This is a genomic window from Kineococcus arenarius subsp. arenarius (assembly GCF_050871845.1).
Taxonomy (GTDB): domain Bacteria; phylum Actinomycetota; class Actinomycetes; order Actinomycetales; family Kineococcaceae; genus Kineococcus.
The window spans coordinates 1-24523 of sequence record NZ_JBJLSE010000018.1 but is presented as its reverse complement, the minus strand read 5'-3'; the positions used below and the strand labels follow the sequence as shown (position 1 = coordinate 24523).

Sequence of the window (24523 nt, the reverse complement as noted above, 5' to 3'; positions counted from 1 at the left end):
TGCTCGTCCCACGACCGTTCGGCACGCGTGAGGGAGAGCACGATGGACGAGAAGCTGAGCGCCGGCGAGTTCGAGGCGCTCACCGGTCTGACGCCGAAGGCGCTGCGCTTGTACGCCGACCGCGGGATCCTGTCGCCGGCGTGGGTGGATCCGGTCAACGCGTACCGCGCCTACGACCGTGCTCAGGTGCGGCACGGCATCTCCCTCCACCTGCTGCGGCGAGCTCAGGTTCCGATGGTGGAGCTGGCGAAGGCCGACGACTTCGACTTCGAGGGTCGGCGACAGGCGGTCGCTTCTCAGCGACTCATCGAGGACTTCTACCTCGACGTGGCGGAGAGGATCGCCGCCTTCGACCCCGACGACTTCGTCGCCCACCACAGCCCGGCGCCGGCGCTGGAGTGGATCGGCGTCGTGATCGATCTCGGCATCCCCGACGACATCGATGGTCGTGTCGAGGCCTTCAGCGGGCTCGCGATCGATGCGCCCGCGGTCGACCGGGCCTTCGAAGAGCTGCTGAGCGACGTCGGTGCGCCCCCTTCGGACATCGTCTGGACCGCCGTGCCCGAGGCCACCCGGAACGGAGGCGGGCGGATGCTCATCGCCCGACCTGCGTCACCGCACCGCAAGCCGCCGACCCCAGAGCTGGTGCAGGCCCACGTGCGGTCACGCACCGGGCGCGAGGTGACCGCGACCGCCGGCACCCTGCCTCGTCGCCTCGAGATCACGTTCACCAGCGCCGGTCCGGACGACCCTGGTCCCGTCGAGGAAGCGGCCCTCGGCTACCTGCACCTCCTCGCCTTCGAGCACCACCTCCAGCAGCACCAGCTCACAGCGATCCAGGCCACCCCACGTCAACTCGTCCGCGGCGCCTCCCTGCTCGACGGTCCCGCCCCGATCAGCGTCTTCGACGCCCGCCCACCAGCAGGGCTGTAGCCACCGATCGGCCCGGTCTGAGGCAGCTGCCACCGCTCAGCTGCTTCCGGATAGGCGCTCGGCCGGAGACCCGACCAGCAGGAACTCATCCTGGCGCGCCTCACCGTCCCGCAGTCGATCGTCTTACGGGACCGCGAATCCGGACCGTGGCTCTGCCAACGATTCGGCTCACCGCCGTCAACCTGACAGTCCCGTAAGACCCGTCCGGTGAAAAGTCCCGCACAGGCACGTCATACGGCACACTTCAGGCATGGCGGGACTGAAGATCGGCTACGCCCGGGTCTCCACCACCGGGCAGGACCTCACCGCCCAACGCGAAGCCCTGCTCCGTCTCGGCGTCGAGGCGGACCGCATCTACGTCGACCACGGCCTGACTGGCACCAACCGCGCACGACCCGGCCTGCGTGAGGCGATGGCCGCCTGCCGCGCCGGCGACACCCTGGTCGTCACCAAGCTCGACCGCCTGGCCCGCTCCCTGCCCGATGCCCGCGACATCCTCGCCGAGCTCACCGAACGCCAGGTCGCCCTCGACCTAGGCGGTGCCCGCCACGACCCCACCGACCCCGTGGGGCGGCTGCTGTTCAATGTGCTGGCCATGGTCGCGGAGTTCGAGTCCGACCTGATCCGGATGCGCACCCGCGAGGGCCTGGCCGTGGCCAAGGCCAAGGGCCGGCTGAGGGGCAAGCAGCCCAAGCTCAGCCCCCGCCAGGAAGCCCACCTCGTCGCCCTGCACGCCAGTGGTGAGCACTCCCCCGGTGAGCTCGCCGAGCTGTTCAAGGTCGGCCGTTCCACCGTCTACCGCGCCATGCAACGCGCCACGCAGCGCTCGGGCGAGCCGGGAGCAGCGACGCCATCAGCTGCCCTCGCCACTCCCACCACCGGAGACATGTAGCTCCGCCGGACCGCGCCAGGCACTGCGACTTCGCTCGAGCCGCTCCTCCGCTGCGTCTCACAACCGGTCGCTCGTGAGACGGATCGGTCGAACAGTGATCGCACGCGCACGCCGATGAGCGGGTCGCCGGCGGCGCGGGCGCACCCCTCGCGCGGCTCGACCGGTTACGACCGTGGCGTGCAGCAGCGCCGCTACCACCGCAACGCGGCGAGCACCGATCGATCAGCCGGCCTCACGGGCAGCCGATCCGACGGATCGCGGCAGCCGTCGAGACCGGCTCGAGGCCGTGGTCGGCAGCACCGAGCAGGACGTGCAGCTCCGCGTTCGGCAGCAGTGCGGCCAAGCGCTGCGCCGCGGTGGCCAGCAGTGGCCACGTCCTGGCCCCGCGCAGCACGAGGGTCGGCACCTGCACCGCGGCCATCGCCGGCGTCGGCACGGGCAGCACCGCGGTGATCGTGGCGTCGTGGACCACCGACTGCGCGATGGCCTGCAGTCGAGGGAAGAGCGCTGAGCGCTGGATGCCCTCCACCACCTGCGGCGGCAAGCCGATGCCTTCGAGCTGGAAGGTGCTGACCACCTCGGCGGTGCGGCCCTCGTCCACCATCCGCTGCAGCCGCTCGGGCAGGTCGGCCGCAGGCGCTGCAGGCGGTGGGGCCGTCGCGGCTTCGTCCTCGAAGCGGAAGGGCGGCTCGTACAGGAACAGCCGGTTGATGGGCAGGCCGTCCGCCGCGGCACGCAGGGCCAGGACCGCTCCGGAGGAGTAGCCGAAGACGGCGGCCCGGCCACCGGCCACCTCGAGCAGCGCCCGCAGGTCCTCGACCTCCCGCTCGATCGCGTACGGCGGGGTGTTCGAGCTCTCCCCGCGGGCACGGCGGTCGTAGGTGAAGCAGGTGTACGCGTCGGCCAGCTGTGCCGCGATCGGCGCGCACGTGTCGCGCAGGTTGAACGCACCGGGGACGAACACCAGCGCCGGGCCTTCGCCGACCTGCTCGTACGCCAGCGTGGTGCCGTCCTGCGCGGTCGTGGTCTTCATGCTCTGCTCCTCAGCGGTAGGGGCCATCAGCTGTTGCGACATCCACCTGCTGCGACACCCGCGACCTGCAGGACTCATCGCTCTCGCGGCCCCGTCCCCATCGAGCACCGCCCGCTCGGCGAGCCCCCACCGCCTCGGGCGAAGGCGCGAGCAGGTCAGGAGGTCAGGAGGTCAGGTAGCGGCCCAGAGCCGCGGTGGCCCACCGCGCCGTGAGGGCTGCGGACGGCCCCACGCTCATCGTGCGCCGGGGCACGACCGCCGTCTCACGAACGGTCGCTCCTGCGGCAGCGAGTCCCCATCACGCGGTCACGAGTGGCCGGCGACTGCGCCCCTGTGTTGGAGAGCGGTGAACGCACGGGCACCGGACGGTCCACACCATCGACGACACCCAGGTCGTTGACGACACCCAGCACCAGCGGTGGGAGAGCTCAATGCCCCGGACCACCAAGGGACCGGCGTCCTACTTCCCCGCGATCGAGGCCAAGTACGGGCACCCGGTCGCGCACTGGCAGCAGCTGCTGCGCGAGCACCGCGCCCAGCAGCCCGGCGCCCGGCACATGGAGCTGGTCGCCTGGCTCGAGAGCGAGCACGGCACGGGCCACGGGCACGCCAATGCGCTGGTGGCCGCCGCCTCGGCTGAGGACGGGCGCGCCTGATCCACCGAGGCTCCGCGGCGCTGCCCGGCGCGCCGGAGCGTCGTCACGCTCGCGCCGCCGTGCGGGCGGGGCTGTCGTCTCGCAACCGATCACTTCCGAGACGTGTGGGACGACGACGACACTGCTGTGCCAGCCGACCCGTGCGTCAAAGGGGCTACAGCAGTCCTTGCACCTGCTCAGCCCAGTCGTCGGCTACGAAGCCGGCGCTGGTCATCACCTCTTTCGGTTCGAACCACACCGTCTTGCCGCTGCCCTGTTCCGTGGGCAGCGGGTCCACGCCCCAGTCGCTGGAGATCGACTCCAGCAGCCGCAGGCCCCGGCCGGTGGTGACTTCTTGGCCCATGCGCCGCAGCCGCAGGGAGGCGGCGGAGGCGTCGCTCACGCCGATGCGTACCCGGCCCGAGTCCATCACGCACACCTGGACGCTGAAGGCGGTGCGCGCGTGCAGCAGGGCATTGGTCACCAGCTCCGAGACGCCCAGCTCCGCGGACTCCTCCAGCTCTTCAGCGCCTACCTGGCGCAGCATCTGGCGCACGTAGCTGCGTGCTGCGGCCACGGTGCTGGCCAGCGGATCCAGCACCAGCGGCTGAGCCACCCTGCTGCCCTCGCACGTGCTCTCCTCGCGCGTGCTCTCCTCGCGCGTGCTCTCTTCGTGCATGCCGCCCGAAGTCACAGCTCGAGTGCCTCTGCCGCTTGCCGACTCACTTGCTGCTCCGGGTGCTTGTGCATGCCGGCAGGGGTGTCGGTCCACGGCTGCGGTGGCGCACCGGAGAGCTGGTGGATGAACTGCCCGAACAGCCACCGGCGGTAGGCCACCAGCTGCGCCGAGGCGGGCAGGGTGAGCAGCTGCTGCTCACGGCAGAAGTCGTCGGCCTCCTCCAGCACGTCCAAGACGCGCTGGGCGAAGGCAGCCGCCTGCGCGGGCAGGGTGTAGGTGACGTCGGCGAAGTCCTGCCCGGCGCGTGCGGCGGCGTCCAGGGCCGCCACCGGCTGCTGCTGGAAGGGTGCGTAGCTGCTCTCCAGCTCCTCGGCGACCTGCAGCAGCCGTTGCGGCAGCGCGGGCGCGCCGTCGTGTCCGGCTCCGATCTGCACCAGCGCCAGTTCCCGCAGCAGCTCCTGAGCGTGCTCGTTGAGCGCCTCGCGCAACGCCAACGGCATCTTCAACAGGTGCACCTCGCTCATCTCGCTGCCCTCGCCCACTCACGGAGCCTTGCACGCTGGCGGTTCGACCGCCCGGTCGGGGGCACCACAGCAACCGTTCAAGATCACCGACATTGTCGGTGGCGCGGGTCCCGCAGACCTGAGCGGGCAGCGGTGGGCGGGGGTGCCAAGCGCTGGGCGGTGGTGGCATGCGGTGGTGGCGCATGCGGTGGTGGCAAGTTCAGCCTGGCGCTGCAGTGCTAGTCAGTGCTGGCCTGGCAGGGCCGGCTTCAGCTGGCGGGGCCGGCTTCCGGGGGTCGGGGTCGGTCTTCGGGGTGCATGCGGATCCCCAGGATCGCGGTGTCGTCCTCGACAGCGAGGGCGTCGTCGAGGTAGCGGCGCTGCAGCTCGTCCAGCAGTGCCTGCAACGGGGCGTCGGTGCGGGCGATCTCCTGCACCGTGGTGACCAGGTGGTCCAGGCTGTGGGTCAGGTGCTCCCCGCGCCGCTCGATCAGGCCGTCGGTGAACAGCAGCAGCGTCGCACCGGGCTGCAGGAGGACCTCGTGGTCGCTGCGCGCCAGCCCGGCGGCGACGCCGATGAGGACATCGGGTGTGGTCCGCAGCAGCTGCGCACGCCCGTCGGGGTGCACCAGCAGCGGTGGGGGGTGACCGGCGTTGGACCAGCGCAGCCGGCGCAGACCAGCGGCGCGCTCGGTCTGGGTCTGCTCCACGCGCGCCAGCACCAGCGTCGTCATGGCCTGCATGCCCAGCCCGTGCACCGCGGCGTCCAGGCGCGCCAGGACCTGCGCCGGTGATCCGGCCCGGTCGTAGGCGATGCCGCGCAAGACGTTGCGGACCGCGCCCATGACCGCTGCGGCGTGCATGTCGTGACCGACGACGTCGCCGATGACCAGGCACGTCGCACCCTCACCGTCGGTGAAGGCGTCGTAGAAGTCACCGCCGACCTCATGCCCTTCGGCTGCGGGCCGGTACACCGCTGCCAACTGCAAGTGATCCGGTTGAGGCAAGTCGGTGATCATGCTGCGTTGCAGAGCCAGAGCGAGCTCACCTTGGTCAACGTGCTCACGGGCCCGCTCACGGGCCTGCTCAGGGGCCTGCTCAGGGGCCTGCTCAGGGGCTTGGTCACGGTCCGGCTGCTGGGTTCGGCTGCGGCGAAGGTGCGGCGCGTCCTGCCGCAGGAGAGCCCTGCCGTGCTCGGGCGCGGTCCTCAGCGCCAAAGCGGCGTGGGCGGCCAAGACGCTCCCCACGATCTGGCTGTCGGGGTTGAACGCGTGCGGCAGGCGCGAGTACAAGCTCAACACCCCCAGCGTGCCCGGGGTCGGGGACAGGCGGAAGGACAGCACGCTGCGCACCCCGATCTCGGTGGCGCGCTTGCTGAAGTCCGGCCAGCGCTCGTCACCGGCCAGCTCACCGGTGACGAAGAGCTCCACATCCCCTGCGGCATCCCGTGCAGCGCCCGGTGCGGCGTCCTGGGTGGCATCCAGTTGGGCAACCAGGGACGGTCCCCGCCCGACCTGGTGCTGGATGCGTTCCAGCGAGCGGGCCACCTCGTCGCTGGCAGCGGCAGTGGTGACGGCGCCCTCGCCCGCGATCGAGACCGCGGCGTGCTCACAGCCGGGCACCCTGGCCACAGCGAGGCCGACCAGCTCCTGCAGCACGTGCTGCACGCTGTCGCCGGCCCGCAGCGCACCAGCCGCCTCGGCGATGGCCCGCACCAAGCCACGGTCGATCGAGGTCACCGCCTGACCTTAGGCCAGAGGTGATCCGCACAGTTCACCTCCACGAGGTCTGGTCTCCCCACCCGCCGGGGCTGCGCTTCATCGACCGCGTCCTCTCCGGCGGGCCCCGCCCAACCGCTGTCGTGCAATCGGTCGCTTCTGAGATAGGCGGCTGCTCCACCGGTGGACTGGTCGAGCAGTCGACTTCGCGGTCATGTTGATCTCCGCGTGTGCGACAGCTGTCTGGACAGGAGGAGGATCACCGTGGCCTCGATGGCCTAGCGTCACGGCAGTGGCGCCACCCGAGGACCCGCACGAGGACACGCGGACGCTGGCCGCGATCAGCACCCTGCTGGATCGTGTGCACCTGATGACACCCGGTCAGCTGCCCGATGCCTTGATGCAGGCCGCAGCCCAGCTGGGCTGGAGCGCGGTGCTCTACCTCGTCGACTACGAGCAGCGCGTGCTGGTGCCTGCCTCAGCGGTCGGGGTGTCCGGGCGCCGCGTGCAGGGGGTGGACACCACGCTGGCGGGGCGCTGCTTTCGCACCGTGGAGCCGATGCCGTGGTCCACCGGACATGGGCAGGCACGTGAACAGGGCGTGTGGCTGCCGGTGCTCGACGGGGTGGACCGCCTAGGCGTGCTGGAGGTGAGCTTCCCCGAGGGCACCGACCTGGACGATGCGCTCTGCATCCAGCGTTGCCGGCTGCTGGCCCACCTGGCCGGGCACCTGGTCGTGGCCAAGGGCCCCTACGGCGAGGGCCTGACCCGCATCCGGCACCGCAAGGCCCGTTCGGTGGCTTCGGAGCTGCTGTGGCGGCTGCTGCCGCCGTTGACGTTCGGCTGCGAGGGCCTGGTGGTCTCCGGGTTGCTGGAGCCGGCCTACGACGTGGCCGCCGACGCCTTCGACTACAGCGTGCTGGACGAGACCGCGCACCTGGCCATCTTCGATGCCACCGGCCACGACCTGAACGGCACCGTGCTGGCGGCGATCGCGCTGGCCGCTTACCGCAACAGCCGCCGGCAGGGCCACGGCCTGTACGACAGCGCCCGCACCCTGGATGAGCACATCGGCGCCCACGGCAACGGCGAACGCTTCGCCACCGGGGTCCTGGCCGAGCTGGACCTGCCCAGCGGGCGGTTGCGCTACCTCAACGCCGGGCACGAGCCTCCACTGCTGATGCGCGAGGGCAAGGTCGTCAAGGAGCTCAGGAGCGGGCACCGCATCATGTTCGGCCTGGGCGAGGGCGAAGCCAGCGTCGGTGAGGAGTGGCTGCAGCCCGGTGACCAGGTCGTCTTCTACACCGACGGCATCCCCGAAGCCCGCAGTCCCGAGGGGGACTTCTACGGCTTGGAGCGGCTGATCGACCAGCTGGCCCGCTCAGCGGCAGCGGGGCTGGCCGCGCCCGAGACGCTGCGCCGCATCGTGCACGCGGTGCTGGAGCACCAGAACGGCGTCCTGCAAGACGACGCCACCGTGCTGATCGCCCAGTGGGCCAGCGGCAAGGAGCACGCCGCGATCTCCTCGGCCACCGGCAGCATCGCCGCGCAGCAGCTCTCCCCTCACGACGAGCACGGTCACCACCTCCCCCGACGCTGACCTCCCCCGGCGCTGAGCGACCAGCCGCCTGCTGCAGGCTTGTGCTGCGCACGGGGCGGCTGAGTGAGCCGGTTAGCGTGGCGCCACCGGTAGCGGCCGGAGAGCGGGAGGACCAGCTCTGGCAGCGTGAAGGAACGTGAGGCACATGGGCGCAGCAGCCGAGCACCGGCGCAATGGCCGTGAGGACGCAGCCGGCGCTGCCCCGCTGGACCTGGTGAACGCGCTGGCGGACATGGCGCGCGAGCTGCAGCGGCAGGAGGACCCGCAAGCGGTGATGGAGCGCATCGTGCTCGCCGCGGTGGCGCTGGTGCCCGGGGCGGAAGACGCCACGATCACCCGGGTGAACGGGCGCCGGCACGTCTTCTCCCAGGCCGCCAGCAGCAAGCGGGCCCAGCGGCTGGACGAGCTGCAGGAACAGACCGGTCAAGGACCCTGCCTGGACACCCTGTACACGCAGCAGACCACCCGGGTGCGCGACCTGGCCACCGAGACGCGCTGGCCGCTACTGGCCGAGCACACCGCGCACGCGAACGTGCGCAGCATGCTGTGCTTCCAGCTGTTCGTCGCCGGCGACAACCTCGGCGCCTTGAACCTCATCTCCGCTCGCCCGGACGCCTTCGACGACGAGGCTGAGGAGATCGGACTTCCGTTCGCCACGCACGCGGCCATCGCGCTGGCCGATGCCGAGCAGCTGGTCCACGTGCGCACCGCGATGGCCGGCCGCGATGTGATCGGGCAGGCCAAGGGCATCCTCATGGAGCGCTACAAGATCACCGCCGATCAGGCGTTTGCGCTGTTGACCCGCGTCAGCCAGGACAGCAACCGCAAGCTGCGCGAGATCGCCGAGGAGCTGGCCGCCACCGGCCGACTAGGCCGGTGAGGTCGGGCCGGTGAGCTCGGGCCGGTGAGGCCGAAGCGGGGAAAGTGGCACGTGTCCTGCACCCGCCGCTGTGAGTGACCCGCCGCTGTGAGCGGCTGAAGCAGCTGCACCCGTGCAGCTGCACGTCAGCGCCGAGGACAGGTCACCGGGCTGTGACGTGCCCTGCTCGATCAGTCGCGCTGCTGGCGCAGCAGCTCATCGAGCAGGTCCCGCAGCACGTGCGGCTGCTCGTACAGGCCCTCGTAGTGCTCACCGACCTTGCGGGTGCCCACGGCGATGACCGTCACTCCCGCCAGCTGCAAGGGCACGGCGAAGTCGGAGGGCAGGTAGGCCTGCGCAGACAGGGCGAGCAGTCGCTGGCGGTCGTCTTCGTCAAGGCTCTGCCACCAGGCACCCACGGCTTCCCGCTCGCTCACGCGCCCAGCGTGTGGCACCGCCGAGGGTTCTTGCGTGTTCAACCAGCGTGGTTCACCCGGTTGCCGGTGTCGTTGCCGACCTCGGTGAGCGACTCACTACATCCGCGCATGCCGTGTTGTAGGCGCGGTCGCCATCTCAGAACTGGTCCCTTCTGACCGGGGTAACGAGGCTGTGCGTTTCCTGCAAGCGGAGACGGCTGCGCCTCACCGCCCGAACGACATGCCGGTGTGCGTCGATGAGGTCTGCGCGCCTGCGCCGGCTCGTGACGGTTCCTTCGCCGGCGACGAGGTCGCGCAGGGCAGGTGCTGCGACGGCGCCCCTTGGAGGTCGTTGACCACGGAGCACCCGCAGTGCCGGGTCAGCGCTCCTCCCGGCTACTGGTTGCGGTGCTGTGCCGCGGCCGCGGCGGCTGCGCGCAGCTGCAGGAGAGTCGGTGCCTGCAGCGGCAGGAACGCGGCTTCGCGTCGCCGGCGACTGCTCGCACTGCTCGCCTGGAAGCCCGTCCCGCCGTGAGCCAGCCCTTCCAGCTCGACCGCGCGAGCTGCGAGGTGCAGAGCGTCGATGCGTGCGAGGGCGAAGGCCGTCGGCTCAGCGGCGTCGAGGCCGGCGGCCAGCGCTGCCAGCTCGTCGGCCACAGCGTCGCGGTGCGCTTCCAGCGCGCGGTGGTCTTCACCCAGCACCACGGTGACCGGCCCGCTCCCGGCTGCCGCCGAGGCCTCAGCGGTGGAGGCGATCGCACCATCGGCGACGCCCAGCGCCAGCGCGGCCTGGGTCAGCAGCATCGTGGGCCGGCACAGGCTGAGGAAGGCGAGCAGGTCCCGGGTGAGCACGGCACCGGCGGTGACCGGGGTGCTGTCGAGCTCGATGCTGCTCGTGCCGGTGGAGTTCAACGCCAACAGCGGCACCGCGGGCCCGACGTGGACGCCGGGAGCACCGAGCCGGAGCGCGGCGACCAGGCGCCCACCGTCTCGAGCGCGTGCGGGGACGACGACGACGGCGTCGGGGAACAGGTTGGAAGCCCACGGGATCGGCCCGGTGAGGGTCCAGCCGCCCGCTACCTGCTCGGCGAGGACGGGAACGGGGGCCCCACCGCCGGCGTCGGCGATCGCGGGCGCCAACGCGGTGGCACCCGGCAGCACCCCCGCGCCCAGGTCAGCCAGGACGCCCACCAGTTCCGGCTCCGGTGGGCAGCAGGTGAGGTACTCCACGACCATCGTCTGCGACCAGGCGACGAAGGCGTCCGCGAGGCTGGCGGCCGCGACCGCACGCAGCAGGCGCACGGCCCGGCCGACGCGCGCGGTGCGGTCGCCCACCGGCCGCAGCAGCCCCCGGTCGCCGAGCCACCGCAGTCCCTCGCGCACGTCCTGCGTGCCGGCGTCCACGGCGGCCGCCGTCGCGGTGAAGTGCTCGTGCACCTGCATCAGCTCAGCGGCGGTGGGAGAGGTCGGCGTCACGGACCCATCCTGCCGGTGCGCACCGCTGACGCACCGGGCCGTCGTGGTAGGCATCGGCGTCGTGGACCAGCGACCCGTGGATCAGCGAGCACCCATCACGCTGGCCGGCGTCGGGGTGCGCTTCGGCGAGCGGCAGGTGCTGCACCACGTCGACCTCGAGGTCCACCCCGGTGAGCTGCTCGCGCTCGTCGGGCCGTCGGGAGCGGGGAAGTCGACGCTGCTGCAGGTCCTCGCCGGCCTGCGCCGGCCGGATGCCGGGACGGTCCGCCGTCCTGCGGATGGACGTGGGACGACCGGTCTGGTCTCGCAGCACCCGCACCTGCTGCCCTGGCGCACGGTCGCGGGCAACGTCGCCCTCGGCCTGGCTTACCGGCGCAACGGTGGCCGCTGGCCCCGCCGCCCCCCGCACGGTGAGCGGGTCGCGCGGCTGCTCGACGAGCTGGGCATCGCGGACCTGGCCGGCCGGTTCCCCTCGCAGCTGTCCGGCGGTCAGGCCCAGCGGGTCGCGCTGGCCCGGGCGATCGTCATCGAGCCGCAGCTGCTGCTCCTGGACGAGCCGTTCGGGGCGCTGGACCCCGTCACCCGGCGCGACCTGCAGGACTGGCTGCTCGCCCTTCACCGGCGGCGCGGCCCGGCGACCGTCCTCGTGACCCACGACCTCGACGAGGCGCTCCTGCTCGGAGACCGCGTCGGGCTCCTGAGCACCCGGCCGGGCCCGATCGACGTCGTCCCGAGCTCCGTGTCCGCCCGCGCCGGTCTCGCCGACGGCAGCGCCCACCGCGCGCTGCTCGCCCGGTTCCCGGCTGATCGCGACGTCCGCGACCTCGCCGCGGACGACGGCGAGCGGGCGCCGGACGGGCCGCCACGAGCAGCCGGTGGCGGGCCGGTGGGTCGCCGGCGGGTGCTGCGGGTCGCCGGCTCCGCGGCGCTGCTGACCGCACCCTTCGTCGCGGCCGCGGTCACGGGCCCACCAGCCGCAGCGCCCGCGCGCGGGCAGCAGCCCGCGGTCGGTGGCGGGCCGGTGCGGGTGGGCTACCTGCCCATCACCGACGCCGCCCCCCTGCTGCTCGCGCACGCCGACGGCGACTTCTCCGCGACCGGCCTGGACGTCCCGCGCCCGGTGCTGTTCCGCTCCTGGCCGGACCTCGCCGAGGCCCTGCAGAGCGGCACCGTCGACGTCGTGCACATGCTCATGCCCCTGGCGGTCCAGCTGCACCACGGCGCGGGCGTCCCGGTGCGGTTGCTGCTGTGGAACCACGTCAACGGCTCGGCCCTGACGGTGCGTTCCGACATCGACTCGGTCGCGCAGCTGGCCGGTGCCACGGTGGCGGTGCCGTTCTGGCACTCCATCCACAACATCGTGCTGCAGCAGCTGCTGCGGGCCTCCGGCCTCACCCCGGTCTTGCAGGGTGAGGCCTCCGCCGGCGCGGGGACGGTCAAGCTCGTCCTGATGGCGCCCTCGGACATGCCACCCGCTCTGGCAGCCGGCCAGGTGGCCGGCTTCATCGTCGCTGAACCGTTCAACGCTGCGGCGGAGGTCCAGGGCATCGGCAAGGTCCTGCGCTTCACCGGCGACGTCTGGAAGGACCACGCCTGCTGCGTGACGGTCGTGCACCAGCGGCTGCTGGACGAGCGGCCCGCTGCGGCGGCCGCCGCCGTCCAGGCGCTGGTCGCCGCCCAGCGCCGACTGCGCGATCAAGGGCTGCGCGCCGCCCAGACCCTCTCCAGCGGCGGCTACCTGCCTCAGCCGCTGCCCGCGCTGCAGCGGACGCTCTCCACCGACCAGGACGCCGCCTACGTCCGGGACGGAGCGATCCAGCACCCGCAGTGGCGACAACGCCGCATCGGCTTCCAGCCCTACCCCTACCCCTCCTACACCGCACAGCTCGTGCGCGCGATGAAGGAGACCGCCGTGGTGGGCGAGACCTCCTGGCTCGACGACCTGGACCCGGACGGCGTCCACGGGCAGCTGGTGCACGACGACCTGGTCCTGGACGCGATCCGGTCCAACGGCGGCTTCGACGCCTTCGGGCTGTCCGGCCCCGAGCGCACCGAGGTCGTGCTGCCGTGAGCACCCGGCACGCTCGGGGCCAGCGACGGAGCGGCGCGACGCCGGCCGCCACCCCGCGCAGGTCCGCCCTGCTGGCACGCCTCGCGGCCGTGCTCGCCGCCGTGATCGCGTGGTGGCTGGTGTGCGACGTCCTCGCCCGCGACAACGCCGTGCTCGGCCGGATGGGCCCGGGACCGACCACCACGGCACTGTGGGACCTGCTCCACCAGCGCTCCACCGCCGTGAACGCCGCAGCCAGCCTGCGCCGCCTGCTGCTCGGTCTGCTGCTGGCCGCCGTCGCCGGCACCCCCCTGGGCCTGCTCCTGGGGTCCCGCCGCCTGCTCGAGCACGCCACCGCCCCGCTCGTCGCCGTGCTCCGCACGACCTCACCGCTCGCGTGGGCCCCGCTGGCCATCGTCCTGCTCGGCGTCGGCGACGCCCCCGTCGTCGCCCTCGTCGCCCTCGCCGCGATCTGGCCGATGACCCTCACCACGGCCCACGCGGTCCGCGGCCTGGACCCGGCCGCCCTCCAGGTCGTCCGCTCGCTCGGCGCCAGCCGCATCGAAGCGCTCGGCACGGTGGTGGTGCCCGCCCTGCGCCCGCACGTGCTCGCCGCCCTGCGCCTGGCGCTGGGGATCGGCTGGGTCGTCCTGGTGCCCGCGGAGATGCTCGGGGTCGACTCCGGGCTCGGGTACGCCGTCCTCAACGCCCGGGACCAGCTCGACTACCCGCAACTGGCGGCCACCATCGTGCTCATCGGCGCGACCGGGTTCCTCCTCGACCGCCTGCTGCAGCCACCAGCCCCCACCGGCGACGGCCCCTGACCGCCCGGGGCGGGACCGGGCCAGGACCGCCGTCCCCCCACCGCTGCACGAGCGCGCCCCCGCGGAGCTCACCACCCCGTGAGCCGCTGTTGCGCGTCTCGAGAACGGTCGGCAGTGCGGCACGGGACGACGTCAGGGGTTGCCGGTGGCGGGACGGGAATGGATCGGTGTCCCGCGCCGGTTGTCGTCCTCGCCGCGTGGACGGGGAGCCACGGGCTTCCTCTGCGCCCGGCTGCCCCAGCCCCGCGACGGAAGACCCCCCATGACTTCGCGCACGGACCTGCCCCCTCCCACCGGCGCGAGCAGCCCCGCTCAGCCGTCCCGCCCGAGCACGGGGCGCACCGCCCTGGTGCTCGGGGCCTTCGTCGCCGTCGGGCCGTTGACCATCGACATGTACCTGCCGGCCCTGCCCACCATCGTCACGCAGCTCGAGACGACCGAGGCAGCGGTGCAGCTGACCTTGACCGGCACCCTGGTCGGCCTGGCCCTGGGGCAGCTCGTGATCGGTCCGCTCTCCGACGCCCTGGGCCGGCGGCGACCGCTGCTGGCCGGCACCGCCCTGCACGTGCTCGCCTCGCTGCTGGTGCTGCTGGCGCCGAACATCGCCGTCCTCGGCGCGCTGCGCGTGCTGCAGGGCGTGGGCACGGCGGCCGGCGCGGTCATCGCCCTGGCGATCGTGCGCGACCTGTTCGACGGTCGCGCGGCGGCCACGATGCTCTCCCGGCTGTTCCTGGTGATGGGCGCCGCGCCCGTGCTCGCCCCGACCATCGGGGGCGAGGTGCTGCGGTTCACCTCCTGGCGCGGGATCTTCGTCCTGCTCGGCCTGTACGGGCTGCTCCTGCTGGCGGCCGGTGCGCGAGCGCTGCGCGAGACCCTGCCGCCGGATCGGCGCCGTCCCCTGCGCCTGGGCGCCACCGTGCGCACCTACCGCGCCCTGCTGCGCGACCGCACCTACCTCGGCCTGGTCCTGGTGGCCGGGCTGACCATGGCCGCCCTGTTCAGCTACGTGGCCGGCGCCTCGTTCGTGTACCAGGGCCAGTTCGGCCTGGACCAGCAGCAGTTCGGGCTCCTCTTCGGTGCCGGTGCCTTCTGGTTGATCGCGGCCACCCAGCTCAACCCGCTGGCCCTGCGCCGCTTCGCCCCCTCCCAGGTGCTCCTGGCCGGCACCGTCGTCGGCCTGCTCGCCGGTGCGGTGCTGCTGGTGCTGTCCACCACGGGCACCGGTGGCCTGGCCGGGGTGGTGGCACCGCTGTGGGCGGTGCTGTTCTGCACCGGCCTGGCCCTGCCGAACGCTCCGGCGCTGGCCCTGTCGCGGCACGGTGAGGCCGCCGGCGCGGCGGCCGCGCTGCTGGGAGCCGTCCAGTTCGGCGTCGGCGCGCTGGTCTCGCCCCTGGTGGGCCTGCTCGGCAACGACGCACCCGCCATGGGCGTCGTGATCCTGGCCGCCCTGGCGCTCGGCACCGCCGTGCTGGTGCTGCTCGTGCGGCCCTGGCAGCTCGTGGGTGAGGACGGCTCCGCCGTCCCCGCCGGCCGCTGAAGGGGCTGAGGGCGCCCCAGGCCTTGCCTTTCTAACTTAGAGGGGCAAGGCTCGGGTGGTGCCCGACGCCCTCACCTTCGACCTGCACTTGCTGACCGCGCGGCTGGACCGTGCGGCCGACCGCATCCTGCGCGCGGAGCTGGACCTGCCCTACCGCCGCTTCCTGGCACTGCTGCTCGTCGGCGAGGGCGCCCCGACCCAGCGGGTGCTGGCCGAACGCCTGGGCATCACCGAACCCTCGACCAGCCGCATGGTCGCCGTCCTCGCCGAGGCGGGGCTGCTCGAGGCCACCGCCGAGGCGGGTGGCGGCAACCGCCGCCGCCTGGCGCTGACGGCGGCGGGCCGCGAGCGCGTCGACGCCTGCCGGCGGCTGCTGGAGGGTCGCTTCGCCGACCTCGTCACCCGCAGCGGCGTGCCCCACGCCGAGTACGCCGCGCACACCCGGCGCCTGCTGGCCGCCCTGGACGGCTCCCTCGACGCCGTCCCGCACGACGGGCGGGCGGACTCCCCCGCACCGCCCTCGAGACAGACCGCGTAGAGAAGAGGTACGGCCGTGACCGGATGGACCCCGCTGCTGGCCGCCCACGCCGCCAGCGCCCTGATCTGCCTGGGGCTGGGCGCGCACGTGCTGCTGCGCCGCACCAAGGGCGACGGCGCCCACCGCGCGGCCGGCTGGTGCTGGGTGACGGGCATGACCTTCGTCGCCACCAGTTCCTTCGCGATCCGCGACCTGCGCGACGGCCGGCTCAGCCTGCTGCACGTGCTGTCGGTCGTGACGCTGGTCAGCCTCGTCCTGGGGATCCGCGCCGCCCGCCGCCACGACGTGCGCGCGCACCGGGCGAACATGCGCGGCAGCTGGTTCGGGCTCGTCGGTGCCTTCCTCGGCGCGGTCGCGGTGCCGGACCGGGCCGTCCCCACCTTCGTGGTCACCGAGCCGCTGGGGGCGCTGGCCGCGGCCGGCGCCACCGCCGCCGCCACCGCGGGGCTCATCGCGCTCGCCCGCGCGGGCGGCCGGCGCCGCCCCGGCGAGCGGGCGGTGGCGGTCAGTAGCGGAAGGCGCTGACCAGCTGCTGCAGCTCGGCGGCGGCGCGGGAGACCTCGCCGGCGGTGGTGGCGGTGTGGCCGGCGCCGACGGTGGTCTGCGTGGCGGTGGCCGCGATGCCGGAGATGTTCGCGGCGATCTCCTGGCTGCCGGTGGACACCTCCGAGACGTTGCGGACCATCTCGGCGGTGGTGGCCGACTGCTCCTCCACCGCGGCCGCGATCGTGGCCTGCAACCCGTCGATGCGGGCGATGACTTCGCTGATCTCCGAGATCGCCCCGGCCGCGGCGGACGCGTCGGCCTGCGTCGCGCCCACCCGCCCGGTGATCTCCTCCGTGGCCCGCGCGGTCTGCTGCGCCAGCTCCTTGACCTCACCGGCCACGACGGCGAAGCCCTTGCCCATCTCCCCGGCCCGCGCCGCCTCGATGGTGGCGTTCAGCGCCAGCAGGTTCGTCTGCTCCGCGATGGAGGTGATCAGCTTGACCACGTCACCGATCTCCCGGGAGGAGGCCGACAGCCGCTCCAGGATCGCGGAGGCGTCGGCGGCGTTGGCCACCGCCGCGGAGGCGACCTGGGACGCCTCGGCGGTCGAGGACGCGATCTCCCGGATCGCCGCGCTCATCTCGTCGCCGGCGGCGGCGACGGTGGAGATGGACGTGCTGATCTCCTCGGTGGCCGCGGAGACCACCTGCGACTGCTGCGCGGACTCCTCCGCCCCGGACGACAGCTGCGTGGCCACCGCGTTCAGCTCCTCGGAGGAGGAGGCCAGGGTGCCGGCGTTGGCCACCACCTGGCCCATCACCTCACCGAGCCGCTCGGTGGAGCGGTCCAGGGCCTGCGCCATCACGCCGACCTCGTCGCGGCTGTCGATGCCCACGCGCTGGTCCAGCCGCCCCTCGGCCAGGCCCTCCACGACCGCGACCACCCGCGCCAGCGGGCGGGAGATGCCGCGGGAGATCGCGACGGCGACGGTGACCGCCACGGCCAGCGCCAGCGCGATCGTGGCGGTGATCAGGGTCAGCGCCGAGGAGTACGCCTGCCGGCCCTGCTCGGAACGGGCCGCGGACGCGGCCTCCTCGCTCTCCTCCATCGCCTCCAGGGCGGTGTTGAGCTCCTCGTTGATCGGCGTGGTCGTCTCGGCGCGGGCGGCGGCGAGCGCGGTCAGGTCCCCGGCCGTCGCCAGGGGGACCAGCTCGTCGCGGGCGGCGCGCCAGTCGGCCAGGTTCTCCTCGAAGGCGCGCAGCTGCTCCTGCGGCTGCGAGGGGTCGGTGCCCAGGTACTCGCTCCACGCCTCGTCCAGCGCGGCGTCGTGCTCCGCCGCCCGCTCGGTGATCCTGGCGCGGCCGGCGTCGTCGACCTGCAGGGCCAGGTCCGAGAGGTCCTTGGCCGCGAGGTTGAACTCGTTCTGCGTCCTGTCCAGGGCGTGCACGGAGACCACGCCCTCGGCGTACATCGCCTCCAGGCGCTCCTGCGCGCTGCGCAGCTGCACCAGGCCGACCACGCCGACCACGAGCAGCAGCAGGCTGACCACCCCGAAACCGGCGAACAGCTTCGCCCCGACCTTCACGTCCCGCAGACGACCCACGGTCACCACCCCCGTCCGAACGTGCCGCCACGCCCTCGTGGCGCACGACCGTGCCGGGTGGCTGCGTGCTCAACCACCTCGACCGCACCAAGGGCATCGGCACACGGTGAGGGGACGTGGACCGGGGACCACCCGATCGGGTCAGGCGCAGATGTCGTCGGTGGCGACGCGTGCGGTGATCGTGGGCTCCGGGGACGCCGGGGCGCTCGCCGCGGGAGCGGCCCCGGTGACGCGGGCCCGCACGTCGGTGACCGCGTAGGCCGCGGAGGACACCTCCACCACGACGGCGCCGCCCAGGCTCTCGTCCAGCCGCGTGACCGCACCGCCGAACGCCGCCGCCACGGTCTGCGCGCTGTCCGCGCGGTCCGCCCCGTGGCGCACCAGCACCGGCACCGAGGGGTCGCTCGCCTCGCCGTCGCCGACCCCGGCGATCCCGAAGCCCACCCCGGCCAGCGCGTCGGCGACCGCCGCGGCGGTGCCGGCGGGCGCACCGGTGTTCAGCACCTGCACCGACACGTCCCCCGGGGCCACCAGCAGCTCCGAGCTCGCCGACGGGTCCGTCGTGGCCTCGGGGGCGGGGGTGGCCTGCCCCGCGGTGTCCGTGCGGATGCGCTGCCACAGCTCCTCGGCGGCCGCCGTCCACTGCACGCGCGCCTCGTTCGGCGGGTAGGGCTCGGTGGGGACGGTCACGAAGCGCACGCCGCCGGCGGGCAGGCCCCGCAGGCTCTGCGCCAGGTCCACCAGCTGGCCGACCTCGGCCAGCTCCGGGTCGGTGGTCACCGACTCGGTCGCCGCGTCCAGGAAGGAGTACAGCCGGTCCGGGCGCAGCAGCATCTGCGAACTGGTGATCTCCTGCACGATGGAGGACATCAGCGCCTGCTGGCGCTCGATGCGGGACAGGTCCGAGCCGTCGCCGATGCCGTAGCGCACCCGCGCGTAGGCCAGGGCCGTCTCACCGTCGACCTGGTGGGTGCCGGCCTCCAGGTGCAGGTTGGCCCGCTCGCTGTCGATGTCCTCCGGTGTGCAGATCGTCACCCCGCCCAGGGCGTCGATCATCGAGCGGAAGCCGCTGAAGTCCACGACCGCGTAGTGGTGGACGTAGACGCCGGTGAGCGCCTCCACCGTCTTGATGGTGCAGGCCGCCCCGCCCTCGGAGAACGCCGAGTTGAAGATGTCGAGGTGCGCCTCGATGGTGCTGCCGTCGGCAGCGGTGCAGGCGGGGATCTCCACCATGGAGTCGCGGGGGATGCTCACCAGGGTGGCGCTCTCGCGGTCGCCGGCCAGGTGCACGAGGACCGTGGTGTCCGAGCGGGCCCCCGGGTCGGCCTCCTCACCGCCGTAGGCGGCACCGGTGCCGTCGGCCAGGGCGCGGGTGTCGCTGCCCATCACGAGGATGTTCAGCGGGGAGGTCTCGTCCGCGACGACCCCCTCGTCGGGGCGCTGCCCCAGCAGGCCGCTGACGTCCTGGGCGGTGATGTTGCCCGTCAGCCGCTGGTAGGCGTACACGCCGGCCGCGCCCGCGGCCAGCGCCACGGCGACGAGGGCCACCGCGGCCACGCGCAGCACCCGCCACGCGGTGCGGTGCGCGTGGCTGGCGTGCCGGCCCCGCGCGCGCAGCCCCGCACCGGGCACGTCGGCGCGCGGCGGGGTGGGGCCGGTGGTCGTGGGCACGTGCACAACGGTACGGGGAGCACCGGACCGTCGCGGTCCCGAACGCGTGGCTCACGCGGTGCGTGCGCCACGTCTTCACAGGCGCGTGCCCCGCGGGGGCGCTCAGCCGCCGACGGTCGCGTCGTTGACGGCGAGGTGCTCGGCGACGGCGGGGAAGACGACGGTGAAGCAGAGCAGCACCACGCCCGCCGCGGCGAGCAGGCTCAGGACCAGCCGCACCCACCACGGGCCCGGCAGGGTGCGCCACCACCACCCGTACACGACGTCCCCCTCCCCTCAGCCGACCGCGGCCAGCGACGCCGGCGGCCCGGCGGCGCGGTCCTGCGACGACTCCAGCTGCGCGTACACGATGTACCGCTGGCGCGCGGAGTACATCGGGTGGCACGCCGTCATGGTCAGCCACGCCTCGGTGGGCTGCTCGCCCGGCCGGTCCGGCACCGGCGCGGTGATCTCCACCGCCGTCGGGCTGACGATCCGGTGGCGCCGCACCCGGTACGTGTACCAGCGCTCGGCGGTCGCGACGACGACCGCGTCGCCCTCCTGCAGCTCGGCGACGCGGTTGAAGGGCTTGCCGTAGGTGACGCGGTGCCCGGCGATCGCGAAGTTGCCCACCGCGCCGGGCACCGCGGTGCCGGGGTAGTGCCCGATGCCGTCCTCCAGCTCCTCGGCGCCGATGCCCTCCACGACGGGCACGGCGTAGTCGCTGCCGAAGCGGGGCACGTACACGATCGCGAAGGCGTCGCCGGTGGGCGGGCTCTGGTCGACGTCCGGGACGGCGGGCGCCGCCGACGCGCTCGGGGCCGCCGCGCTCGCGGTGGGGGCCGGGGTGGCGTCCCAGCGCTCCTGCAGGGCGTCGACGGCGGCGGCCTGGGCGCGCTCGCTGGTCAGGTCGGTCCAGTGCAGCTGCCACACCACGAACAGCAGGGTCAGCACGCCCGCGGTCACCAGCAGCTCACCGAGGACGCCGACGGCCCGGCGGATCACGCGTCGACCCGGGCGGCGGTGAAGTCGGTGGGACCGTCGAAGGCGGGCAGCACCAGGGCGTCGGGGTCCTCGTGCGCCTGCACGGACCAGCCCAGCCCGTAGGCGTCCACGTACTGCAGGTACACGTCGACCTGCGGGCTGGCGGCCAGGGCGGCGCGCAGCGCGGCGGGGTCGCCGATCGCGGAGATCGCGTAGGGCGGCGAGTAGGTGCGCCCCTGCAGGACGAGCACGTTGCCCACGCACCGCACGGCGGACGTGGACACCACGCGCTGGTCCACGATCGTCATCGCCTCGGCGCCCCCGGCCCACAGGGCGTTGACGACGGCCTCGACGTCCTGCTGGTGCACGACGAGGTCGTCCGGGCTCGCGGTGGCCGGGCGCACGTGGTCGGGGGCATCGTCGAGCGTGACCGTCAGACCGGGGCCGGTGACCGGCAGCGCACCGGAGGCGATCCCCAGGGCGGGGTCGCTCAGCGGGTCGCTGCCGGCGGAGCCCCCCGCCGCGGCCACGGCACCGCTGAGGGCGTCCACCTCGGCCCGCAGCTCGCCCACCCGGGCGGCGCGCTGGTCGTTGAGCCGGGAGCGCTCGGCGACGAGCGCGCCCAGGTCGGCGGTGTCCGAGCGCAGGTCGGTGCCGCGGGAGGTCAGGGCGCTGGTCGTGAACAGCAGGCCGGCCAGCGCGAACACCCCGGCGACGGCGACGCGTGCACCCACCGAGCGCAGCCGTCGTGCGCGCACGCCGCCCCCTCCCCCGTTCCGCTCACCCGGCGCGCTCACGGCGCGACGGTCAGCGAGGCCTGATCGCACTACGCTAACCGTGCGACCCGTGCGGTCGCGCACCACCCGTCCCGACCCGGAGGTTGACGTGTCCAAGTCGCGCCACGAGCGGAAGCACGACGAGGAGACGGCGGTGGAGGCTGCCGGGGCCACGGGGGACGTCGAGGCGCCCAAGCGCCGGCGTCGCCGCCGCGGCGCGGACGCGGGCGACGACACCGACCGCGCCATCAAGGCGCGCAACCGGCTCACGCCGCGCTGGTGGATCGTGCTCATGATCGCGCTGATGGTCCTCGGCCTGCTGTGGATCGTCGTCTTCTACCTCTCCAGCGCGCAGTACCCGGTGCCCGGCTGGGGCAACTGGAACCTCGTCGCCGGCTTCGGCCTCGTGCTCGTGGGCTTCGCCATGACCACGCGCTGGCGCTGACGACCACGCGCTGACGCGGCTGCGGGCACCGGCCCACCGGGGCGGCTGTGGACAACCCCGGTCGGAGGTGTGGACCGACCGGGGGATGAACGGGGGATGACGACCCCGATGTCCACAGACTTTGTCCACCGCTTCGTCCACAGCCTGTGGACGACTGTGGGAAAGAGCCTGTTCCATCCACAGCGGAACCCACAGCACGTGGACGGTGGCCGTTCGTTCCCACACCTCAGGGACGAGCCTGTGGACGACGGGACGCGCTCCCGGGGCCTCAGAGCACCGTGCGAGCGCCCGCGTAGGCCAGCAGGCACAGCACCACGGCACCCACCGCCGCCACCGCCGCCACCGCCGCCCACTGCACGCCCGCCCCGCGGCGACGGGTGCGCACCAGCAGGGTCGCGACGACCAGGCCCGTCACCAGGCCGCCGAGGTGCGCCTGCCAGGACACGCCGCTGATCACCAGGCCCAGCACGAAGTTGATCGCCACCAGGGCCACCACCTGGCCCGTCTGCCGGCCCAGGTCCCGGTTGACGACGACCAGCGCCCCGAACAACCCGAAGACGGCGCCGGAGGCGCCCACCAGGCTGGTGTTCGCCGTCAGCGGCAGCAGCAGCGCCCCCACCGCGCCGCCCAGCGCCGAGAGGACGTACAGGGCCGCGAAGCGGGCCCGCCCCAGCAGCGGCTCCAGGTAGGTCCCCGTCAACCACAGCGCGTACGTGTTGAACAGCAGGTGCAGCAGCGAGGCGTGCAGGAACGCCGACGTCAGCGGCTGCCACCAGGTGCCGGCGCCGAAGCTGTTGGCGTAGCCGGCGTCGTTGACCAGCGGCAGGTAGTAGTAGACGTCCGCGGGCAGGACGTAGCGCGCGGCGAACATCGCCACGCACACGACCACCACGGCCTTCGTCACGAGGGTGTCGCGGCCGCGGACCGCACCGCCGAAGGTCGTGCGCGGCTGCCGCACCGAGCGGTTGCCCTCCGCGACGCAGTCCACGCACTGCACCCCGACCGCGGCGGGGCGCTGGCACTGCGGGCAGGCGGGCCGGCCGCAGCGCTGGCAGCGCACCCACGACTCGCGGTCGGGGTGCCGGGGGCAGACGGGGACCTCGGTGGACGTCTCGTTCGCGGCGTCGCTCACGGTGCGTCCAACGCTCCGCGAGCCGTCACCGTTCGCGCGTTCCGCGCTCGGCGGAACACCACCGGGTCCGGGCCCGGGGGGTCAGCGCTCGACGTCGACGCCGGTGATGACGACCGCCTCGCGGGGGGCGTCGGCCGGCCCGGTGGGCACGTTGGCGATGGCGTCCACGACGCGGCGGCTCTCGTCGTCGGCGACCTCGCCGAAGATGGTGTGGCGGCCGTTCAGGTGCGGCGTGGTGGCCACGGTGATGAAGAACTGCGAGCCGTTGGTGCCGTGCCCGGCGACCTTGCCGGCGTTGGCCATGGCCAGCAGGTACTTCTTGTCGAAGCGCAGGTCCGGGTGGATCTCGTCGTCGAACTGGTAGCCCGGGCCGCCGCGGCCGTCGCCGCGCGGGTCGCCGCCCTGGATCATGAAGCCGTCGATGATGCGGTGGAAGGTCAGCCCGTCGTAGAACGGCTCGGTCTTCGTCTCGCCGGTGGAGGGGTCCTTCCACTCCTTGGTGCCCTCGGCGAGCCCGACGAAGTTCGCCACCGTCTTCGGGGCGTGGTTCTCGAACAGCTCGATGCGGATGTCGCCGTGGTTGGTGTGCATGGTCGCGCGCATGCGGCTCATCGTCGCACGGGGTCCCCGGGCCACCGCACGCTGGCGCCGACGCCTCCGCTGCGGTGGGATGGGGGTGCTGATCGCCGGCCGGGCACGCACCCGCGCCCCGGGGCGTTGCCACCGGCGAGACGAACGCAGACGGAGGAGGAACGGATGTCCCTGACCAAGAACCGGGCCGGCAAGCTGGTGCAGGTCCGCGAGCAGGGCACGGCCCTCGCGGAGAAGGCCCTGACCGAGAAGGTCGCCCCCGCCGTGGAGAGCGCCAGGACGTGGGCCACCCCGCACGTCGAGACGGCCCGCACGTGGGCCACCCCCCACGTGGAGGTCGCCCGCACGTGGGCCACCCCCCACGTGGAGACCGCCCGCACCTGGGCCACCCCGCACGTGGAGACCGCCCGCACCTGGGCCACCCCCCACGTGGAGACGGCGACGCAGCGGGTGGGCCCCGCCGTGGAGACCGCCCGCGAGAAGCTCGACGAGCTGCTGCCCCGCGTCGTCGACGCCGTGCAGGAGGCCGCCGACACCGCCCGCACGGCGGCCGACGCCGCGCTGACGGCCGCCGCCCCCGCGGTCACGGCGGCCACGACCGCGGCCGGGACCGCCACCGCCGCGGCCGCCAAGAGCGCCAAGGCCACCGCCGCCACCGCGGCCACCGCCGCGGCGGCCAAGGGGACCGCGGCCGCCAAGGGCGCCGCCGACGGCACGAAGGTGGCCCGCGAGCGCAGCGCCGGCGCGCTGGCGGTGCTCAAGGGCGAGGCCACGGTGAAGAAGGCCAAGAAGTCCCGCGGGGGCCGCAAGCTGCTGCTGGTGCTGGGCCTGCTCGGCGCGGGCGCCGCGGCGTTCAGCGCCGTGCGCAGCCGCAAGCAGGAGGACCCGTGGGCCGCCCCGGGCGCCGCCTGGACGCCCGCGGCACCCACCAACAAGCCCACGGCCACCCCGGCGCCCGTCCCGGACGCGCCCGCCGGGGCGGGCACCGGGGCGCCGGTGGCCGACCTGCCCGACGAGCCGCCGTCGAACGCGGTGAAGAACTTCGAGGAGGCCACCGCGCCCGTCGAGGGTGTTCCCGACGCCGACGACACCGAGGGCGGCGAGAAGCTCGCCTGAGCGTCCCCGGCAGCACGAAGGCCCCCACCCGTCGGGTGGGGGCCTTC

Annotated in this window: 25 protein-coding genes; 12 read left to right on the top strand and 13 right to left on the bottom strand. The window is 73.6% G+C overall.

All coding sequences use genetic code 11. The features are described 5' to 3' along the window. The first annotated feature begins 42 nt into the window (after positions 1–42). Positions 43–933, top strand: coding sequence for a MerR family transcriptional regulator (locus tag ACRYM0_RS06990; RefSeq protein WP_432503430.1), 891 nt, complete (start codon positions 43–45; stop codon positions 931–933). 250 nt (positions 934–1183) lie between these two features. Beyond that, the gene (locus ACRYM0_RS06985; RefSeq protein WP_432503428.1) at positions 1184–1825 is read left to right on the top strand and encodes a recombinase family protein; all 642 of its coding nucleotides are present in this window, start codon (positions 1184–1186) and stop codon (positions 1823–1825) included. A gap of 232 nt (positions 1826–2057) precedes the next feature. Here the strand turns inward: ACRYM0_RS06985 and ACRYM0_RS06980 are convergent, their stop codons facing one another. Further along, positions 2058–2858, bottom strand: coding sequence for an alpha/beta fold hydrolase (locus tag ACRYM0_RS06980; RefSeq protein WP_432503426.1), 801 nt, complete (start codon positions 2856–2858; stop codon positions 2058–2060). Between the two features lie 431 nt (positions 2859–3289). Here ACRYM0_RS06980 and ACRYM0_RS06975 point away from each other — a divergent pair, with 431 nt between their 5' ends. Continuing rightward, positions 3290–3514, top strand: a complete 225-nt coding sequence (locus ACRYM0_RS06975; RefSeq protein ID WP_432503423.1) for a DUF4287 domain-containing protein — start codon at positions 3290–3292, stop codon at positions 3512–3514. A 154-nt stretch (positions 3515–3668) separates the two neighbouring features. Here ACRYM0_RS06975 and ACRYM0_RS06970 read toward each other — a convergent pair whose 3' ends face one another. The 3 genes from ACRYM0_RS06970 to ACRYM0_RS06960 form a co-directional block, all read right to left on the bottom strand. After that, on the bottom strand, positions 3669–4172 hold the full coding sequence (locus tag ACRYM0_RS06970; protein WP_432503421.1) for an ATP-binding protein: 504 nt from the start codon (positions 4170–4172) through the stop codon (positions 3669–3671). Positions 4173–4183: 11 nt separating this feature from the next. Beyond that, complete coding sequence (locus ACRYM0_RS06965; protein ID WP_432503419.1) at positions 4184–4714, bottom strand: hypothetical protein; 531 nt, start codon at positions 4712–4714, stop codon at positions 4184–4186. Positions 4715–4944: 230 nt separating this feature from the next. Further along, the gene (locus ACRYM0_RS06960) at positions 4945–6414 is read right to left on the bottom strand and encodes a PP2C family protein-serine/threonine phosphatase (protein ID WP_432503417.1); all 1470 of its coding nucleotides are present in this window, start codon (positions 6412–6414) and stop codon (positions 4945–4947) included. 271 nt (positions 6415–6685) lie between these two features. Here ACRYM0_RS06960 and ACRYM0_RS06955 point away from each other — a divergent pair, with 271 nt between their 5' ends. Further along, positions 6686–7993, top strand: coding sequence for a PP2C family protein-serine/threonine phosphatase (locus ACRYM0_RS06955; RefSeq protein WP_432503414.1), 1308 nt, complete (start codon positions 6686–6688; stop codon positions 7991–7993). 145 nt (positions 7994–8138) lie between these two features. Further along, positions 8139–8873, top strand: a complete 735-nt coding sequence (locus ACRYM0_RS06950; RefSeq protein WP_432503411.1) for a GAF and ANTAR domain-containing protein — start codon at positions 8139–8141, stop codon at positions 8871–8873. A gap of 170 nt (positions 8874–9043) precedes the next feature. Here the strand turns inward: ACRYM0_RS06950 and ACRYM0_RS06945 are convergent, their stop codons facing one another. Both ACRYM0_RS06945 and ACRYM0_RS06940 read right to left on the bottom strand, forming a co-directional pair. Further along, the gene (locus tag ACRYM0_RS06945) at positions 9044–9289 is read right to left on the bottom strand and encodes a hypothetical protein (protein WP_432503409.1); all 246 of its coding nucleotides are present in this window, start codon (positions 9287–9289) and stop codon (positions 9044–9046) included. Between the two features lie 375 nt (positions 9290–9664). Then, entirely contained in the window at positions 9665–10744 is a 1080-nt protein-coding gene (locus tag ACRYM0_RS06940; RefSeq protein ID WP_432503407.1) for an acyl-CoA dehydrogenase family protein, read from the bottom strand. A 76-nt stretch (positions 10745–10820) separates the two neighbouring features. On the opposite strand from ACRYM0_RS06940, the gene ACRYM0_RS06935 reads away from it, so the two are divergent. From ACRYM0_RS06935 to ACRYM0_RS06915, 5 genes are all read left to right on the top strand, one after another. Next, on the top strand, positions 10821–12815 hold the full coding sequence (locus tag ACRYM0_RS06935) for an ABC transporter substrate-binding protein (protein WP_432503404.1): 1995 nt from the start codon (positions 10821–10823) through the stop codon (positions 12813–12815). Beyond that, positions 12812–13618 carry an ABC transporter permease gene (locus tag ACRYM0_RS06930; RefSeq protein ID WP_432503402.1) on the top strand — a complete coding sequence of 269 codons (807 nt, stop codon included), beginning with the start codon at positions 12812–12814 and terminating at the stop codon, positions 13616–13618. The genes ACRYM0_RS06935 and ACRYM0_RS06930 overlap by 4 nt, the downstream gene beginning before the upstream one ends. 262 nt (positions 13619–13880) lie before the next feature. Beyond that, the gene (locus ACRYM0_RS06925; RefSeq protein ID WP_432503400.1) at positions 13881–15155 is read left to right on the top strand and encodes a multidrug effflux MFS transporter; all 1275 of its coding nucleotides are present in this window, start codon (positions 13881–13883) and stop codon (positions 15153–15155) included. Positions 15156–15213: 58 nt separating this feature from the next. Continuing rightward, the gene (locus ACRYM0_RS06920; protein ID WP_432503398.1) at positions 15214–15693 is read left to right on the top strand and encodes a MarR family winged helix-turn-helix transcriptional regulator; all 480 of its coding nucleotides are present in this window, start codon (positions 15214–15216) and stop codon (positions 15691–15693) included. A 15-nt stretch (positions 15694–15708) separates the two neighbouring features. After that, the gene (locus tag ACRYM0_RS06915) at positions 15709–16218 is read left to right on the top strand and encodes a DUF2306 domain-containing protein (RefSeq protein ID WP_432503396.1); all 510 of its coding nucleotides are present in this window, start codon (positions 15709–15711) and stop codon (positions 16216–16218) included. Here ACRYM0_RS06915 and ACRYM0_RS06910 read toward each other — a convergent pair. The 5 genes from ACRYM0_RS06910 to ACRYM0_RS06890 all read right to left on the bottom strand — a co-directional run bounded on the left by ACRYM0_RS06910 (position 16199) and on the right by ACRYM0_RS06890 (position 21174). After that, a complete protein-coding gene (locus tag ACRYM0_RS06910; protein ID WP_432503393.1) occupies positions 16199–17782 on the bottom strand; it encodes a methyl-accepting chemotaxis protein in 1584 nt (527 codons plus the stop codon). The two genes, ACRYM0_RS06915 and ACRYM0_RS06910, sit on opposite strands and share 20 nt — an antisense overlap. A 141-nt stretch (positions 17783–17923) precedes the next feature. Then, on the bottom strand, positions 17924–19453 hold the full coding sequence (locus ACRYM0_RS06905; RefSeq protein WP_432503392.1) for an LCP family protein: 1530 nt from the start codon (positions 19451–19453) through the stop codon (positions 17924–17926). A 102-nt stretch (positions 19454–19555) separates the two neighbouring features. Next, positions 19556–19714, bottom strand: a complete 159-nt coding sequence (locus ACRYM0_RS06900) for a hypothetical protein (protein ID WP_432503391.1) — start codon at positions 19712–19714, stop codon at positions 19556–19558. Between the two features lie 15 nt (positions 19715–19729). Further along, positions 19730–20437: a class E sortase gene (locus tag ACRYM0_RS06895; protein ID WP_432503388.1), complete on the bottom strand. Its 708-nt coding sequence runs from the start codon at positions 20435–20437 to the stop codon at positions 19730–19732. Further along, entirely contained in the window at positions 20434–21174 is a 741-nt protein-coding gene (locus tag ACRYM0_RS06890; protein ID WP_432503387.1) for a DUF881 domain-containing protein, read from the bottom strand. Before ACRYM0_RS06890 ends, ACRYM0_RS06895 begins: the two co-directional genes overlap by 4 nt. A 127-nt stretch (positions 21175–21301) precedes the next feature. Between ACRYM0_RS06890 and ACRYM0_RS06885 the strand changes: the two genes are divergently transcribed. Then, entirely contained in the window at positions 21302–21637 is a 336-nt protein-coding gene (locus tag ACRYM0_RS06885) for a cell division protein CrgA (protein WP_432503386.1), read from the top strand. Between the two features lie 268 nt (positions 21638–21905). On the opposite strand, the gene ACRYM0_RS06880 is transcribed toward ACRYM0_RS06885, so the two are convergent. Next, positions 21906–22769 carry a rhomboid family intramembrane serine protease gene (locus tag ACRYM0_RS06880; RefSeq protein WP_432503385.1) on the bottom strand — a complete coding sequence of 288 codons (864 nt, stop codon included), beginning with the start codon at positions 22767–22769 and terminating at the stop codon, positions 21906–21908. 81 nt (positions 22770–22850) lie between these two features. After that, positions 22851–23381, bottom strand: a complete 531-nt coding sequence (locus ACRYM0_RS06875) for a peptidylprolyl isomerase (RefSeq protein WP_432503384.1) — start codon at positions 23379–23381, stop codon at positions 22851–22853. 144 nt (positions 23382–23525) lie between these two features. Here ACRYM0_RS06875 and ACRYM0_RS06870 point away from each other — a divergent pair, with 144 nt between their 5' ends. After that, positions 23526–24476 carry a hypothetical protein gene (locus ACRYM0_RS06870; protein ID WP_432503382.1) on the top strand — a complete coding sequence of 317 codons (951 nt, stop codon included), beginning with the start codon at positions 23526–23528 and terminating at the stop codon, positions 24474–24476. Positions 24477–24523 lie beyond the last annotated feature (47 nt).